Source organism: Actinoplanes sp. NPDC051633 (assembly GCF_040681735.1).
In the GTDB taxonomy this organism is placed as follows: Bacteria; Actinomycetota; Actinomycetes; order Mycobacteriales; family Micromonosporaceae; genus Actinoplanes.
The window spans coordinates 1-3,378 of sequence record NZ_JBFAZH010000866.1; the positions used below are offsets into that span (position 1 = coordinate 1).

The 3,378-nt window shown below is 75.8% G+C and carries 4 protein-coding genes and 1 pseudogene; 3 read left to right on the forward strand and 2 right to left on the reverse strand.

The window, feature by feature from the left end:
- Both AB0M20_RS33500 and selB read left to right on the forward strand, forming a co-directional pair.
- A pseudogene (locus AB0M20_RS33500) lies at nucleotides 1-330 on the forward strand (L-seryl-tRNA(Sec) selenium transferase); the annotation flags it as partial.
- 1 nt (nucleotide 331) lies between these two features.
- Nucleotides 332-2,110, forward strand: a complete 1,779-nt coding sequence (selB, locus tag AB0M20_RS33505; RefSeq protein WP_364304345.1) for a selenocysteine-specific translation elongation factor — start codon at nucleotides 332-334, stop codon at nucleotides 2,108-2,110.
- Here selB and AB0M20_RS33510 read toward each other — a convergent pair.
- Nucleotides 2,086-2,274, reverse strand: coding sequence for a hypothetical protein (locus AB0M20_RS33510; RefSeq protein ID WP_364304346.1), 189 nt, complete (start codon nucleotides 2,272-2,274; stop codon nucleotides 2,086-2,088). The two genes, selB and AB0M20_RS33510, sit on opposite strands and share 25 nt — an antisense overlap.
- A gap of 40 nt (nucleotides 2,275-2,314) precedes the next feature.
- Entirely contained in the window at nucleotides 2,315-2,482 is a 168-nt protein-coding gene (locus AB0M20_RS33515; protein ID WP_364304347.1) for a hypothetical protein, read from the reverse strand.
- Between the two features lie 198 nt (nucleotides 2,483-2,680).
- Here AB0M20_RS33515 and AB0M20_RS33520 point away from each other — a divergent pair.
- The coding region (locus AB0M20_RS33520) for a GAF and ANTAR domain-containing protein (RefSeq protein WP_364304348.1) at nucleotides 2,681-3,378 on the forward strand (698 nt) is incomplete at its 3' end.

Genomic DNA, 3,378 nt, shown 5'->3' on the forward strand with positions numbered 1-3,378 from the left:
CTGCGCGCGGCGGACAACCCGACCTGGGACGCGTTGCGCGCCGACCCGGACGAGCTGCGGGCGCGGGCGATCTCGCTGGCCTCGGCGCTGACCGCGGCCGGGATCGACGCGGCCGTGACGGCCTGCGCGGCCGTGGTGGGTGGTGGCGGTGCGCCGGGCGTCGAGCTGCCGTCGTTCGCGGTCTCCCTGCCGTCCGGGTACGCGCTGCCGCTGCGCCGCGGCGAGCCCCCGGTGGTCGGCCGCGTGGACGAGGGCCGGTTGCTGCTCGACCTGCGCTGCGTCCCACCCGCGCGGGACGAGCAGCTGGCGGCGGCCGTGCGGGCGGTCTGACATGCATGTCATCGCGACCGCCGGCCACGTCGACCACGGCAAGTCCACCCTCGTGCGCGCGCTCACCGGGATGGAGCCGGACCGGTGGGCCGAGGAACGCCGCCGCGGCATGACCATCGACCTCGGATTCGCCTGGACCGGCCTGCCGTCGGGCGCCACGGTGGCCTTTGTGGACGTGCCGGGCCACGAGCGCTTCGTGCCCAACATGCTCGCCGGCGTCGGCGCGGTGCCCGCCGCCCTGATCGTGGTCGCCGCCGACGACGGCTGGATGCCGCAGTCGGCGGAGCACCTGGCCGCCCTCGACGCCGTGGGCGTGCGGCACGGGCTGATCGCGGTGACCCGCAGCGATCTCGCCGATCCGGCCGCCGCCGCCGAACTGGCCCGCGCCGAGGTGGCGGCAACGTCGCTGGGCGACGTGGAGGTGGTCGCGGTGAGCGGCGCCTCCGGGGACGGCCTCCCCCGGCTGGTCGAGGCGCTCGACCGGCTCGTCGCCGCCCTCCCGCCGCCGGACCGGGACGCACCGGTGCGGCTGTGGATCGACCGGGCCTTCACCATCCGCGGCAGCGGCACCGTCGTCACCGGCACGCTCGGTGCGGGCCGGCTGCGGGCCGGCGACGAGCTGGTGACCTCCGACGGCCGGGCGGTGCGCGTACGCGGGCTGCAGTCGCTGGGCGAATCCGTGCCCGAGGCGGGTGCGGTGGCCCGCGTGGCGCTCAACCTGCGCGGTGTCGAACCGGCCGAGGTGGGTCGTGGCACCGCCCTGCTCACCCCGGGCGAGTTCGGCACGGTCGGCGTCGTGGACGTGCGGGTGACCGGCGACGAGGTCGCGGAGCTGCCGCGGACGGCGACCCTGCACGTCGGCTCGGCGGCCGTGACGGCGCACATCCGGCCGATCGGCAAGGACACCGCGCGGCTGCGGCTGGAGCGGGCGCTGCCACTGCGGCTCGGCGACCGCGCATTGCTGCGTGATCCCGGGCAGCGCCGGCTGGCCGGTGGGGTCACGGTCCTCGACGTGGCACCCCCGCCGCTGCGCCGGCGAGGGGCGTCCGCCGCGCGGGCCGTCGTGCTCGCCGGCATGGACGGCCGCCCCGACCAGCGCGACGAGGTGCGCCGCCGGCTGCTCGTCCGCCGGGCCGATCTGCGCCGGATGGGCATCACCGGCGATCTGCCACCGGTCGCGGGCGACTGGCTGGCGGACCCGGTGCATTGGGAGGCGTTGCGCGCGCGGCTGGAGACCGAGGTGGCCCGGTACGCCCGCGAGCATCCGCTGGAGCCCGGCATGCCGGTCGAGGAGTTGCGTCGCGTCCTGAGCCTGCCCGACCGGGCCCTGGTGGAGACCCTGATCCGGCCGCCCCTGGTGTCCCGCGGCGGCCGAGTCCGCACCGGTGACGGCGGCGGACTGCCCGAGGCGGACGCGCGCGCCGTCGACCAGGTCCTGGCCGATCTCGCCCGGGCGCCGTTCGCCGCGCCGGAGGCCGCCCGCCTCGCCGAGCTGGGGCTGGGGCCGCGGCAGATCGCGGCCGCGACCCGGGCCGGCGCCCTGCTCCGGCTCGGCGAGTCGGTGGTGCTGGCGCCGGGCGCGGTGGAGTCGGCGACGGCGGTGCTGGCCACGTTGCCGCAGCCGTTCACCCTCAGCGACGCCCGGCGGGCGCTCGGCACCACCCGCAGGGTGGCGGTCCCGTTGCTGGAGATGCTGGATCGCGCCGGTCACACGCGCCGGCAGGACGACGACCGGCGCGTGGTGACCGGCCCCTCTCAGGAGTTGTCGGCGGAGGTGTGACCCGACGGCCCGTACGGGGAGACCTGCCCCTCCGGCACGGGCCGGTCACCGGTGCGATCGTGGCTGCCGCCCGGCGCATCCGTGGGGTTGGCGTCCTCGGTGCGCTGCTTGGTCGTCGGGGACTCGTCACTGCGCCGGATCTCCGGCTGTTGCGGGTTCGTCATCGTCGTCTCCTGTTCAGGTCTCGCTGTTCAGGCTCGGCTGTCAGCTCCGGTCGTCGTCCTGTCCCTGCCCGGCGGCGTCGCGCGCCTGCCGGGCCTCCGGATCCGAGGGCTCGCTCGGCGGGGTGCGGCTCGCGTCCACATCGGTCGGTGTGACCGGCGCGTCGGCGGCGTCCTCGGCGGCTCCGCGCTCGATCCCCTGGTCGCTCATGTCTTCTCCTCTCGGTCGAGACGGCCTGCCTACCCGCCGGAGTGCCGGCCAAACGGCCCGTCCGGCAGACCTCGTCGCTCCTCGCCGGTCGATCCGGGCCAAGATCAACGGGTGGGCACGCCGGTGTTATCGCCGCGGAAGGCGGGGTATGCGCGCCTCGACAAGACGAAGAACGCCCAGCTCGTCGGAGGTGCAGCGATGGGGCACGCAACAGAGCCGGGCGGCCGCGGTGGTGCCCGCACCGGGATCGGGTCGACCGCCGCCTTCGCCGAGCTCGACCGGGTCCCGTTCACCGAGATGCCGCTCGAAGAGGCGTTGACGTGCGTCGCGGACGTGACGTGCCGTTCCGTGCCGGGCGCGTCGGAGGTGTCGGTCACCGTGCTCGGACCGGCCGGCGCCCACTCCGCCGCGTTCACCGGCAAGAAGGCCCTCGAGCTGGACGAGTGGCAGTACGAGCACGGACATGGTCCGTGCCTGGCCGCGGCGGCGGCCGACATCACGGTGCTGATCACCGACACGGCCGGGGACCGCCGGTGGGCGCGCTGGTCCGATCGGGCGGTCGACGCCGGCGTGCACAGCTCGCTCTCCGTCGGTCTGCCGCTGCGCAACTCGATCAGTGGTGCGCTCAACGTCTACGGCGCCGCGCCGGACGCCTTCGACGACGAGGCGGTGGTGCTGGCACAGACGCTCGCCGGCTACGCCGCCGTCGCGATGGCCAACGCGCCGGGCATCCGCAACCCGCGCGCCCCCGGGACGCCATGGGCGTCGCTGCCCGATCACCTCGTCCTGGAACAGGCCAAGGGCATCGTCATGGCCGACCGGAGGTGCACGGCCGAGGAGGCGCTCGGCGTGCTCAAGTACCTGGCCAAGGAATCGCACCGGAGCGTGCACGAGGT